The following is a 286-nucleotide window of genomic DNA, read 5'->3' as shown; positions in this document are numbered from 1 at the left end:
CACAGATATCGAAACGCATCTGGTAATGAGCCAGGCGGCGCGCCAGACCTTATCCCTCGAAACGGATTTTTCCCTGCGCGAAGTGCAGGCGTTAGCTGATGTGACACACGATGCGCGCGATATTGCTGCCAGCATTTCTTCCGGTTCTTTCCAGACGTTGGGGATGGTGATTTTACCCTGTTCAATCAAAACCCTGTCCGGCATTGTCCATAGCTATACTGATGGCTTACTGACCCGTGCGGCAGATGTGGTGCTGAAAGAACGTCGCCCGTTGGTGCTCTGCGTG

The 286-nt window shown here is 53.8% G+C and carries 1 pseudogene; it reads left to right on the top strand.

The window, feature by feature from the left end:
• Positions 1-286 (top strand): annotated as a pseudogene (gene ubiX / locus LZP73_RS20550) (flavin prenyltransferase UbiX); the annotation flags it as partial.

The sequence above is a fragment of the Shewanella sp. AS16 genome, assembly GCF_021412365.1.
GTDB lineage: Bacteria > Pseudomonadota > Gammaproteobacteria > Enterobacterales > Shewanellaceae > Shewanella > Shewanella salipaludis.
This window is presented reverse-complemented; position numbering and strand designations above follow the sequence as displayed.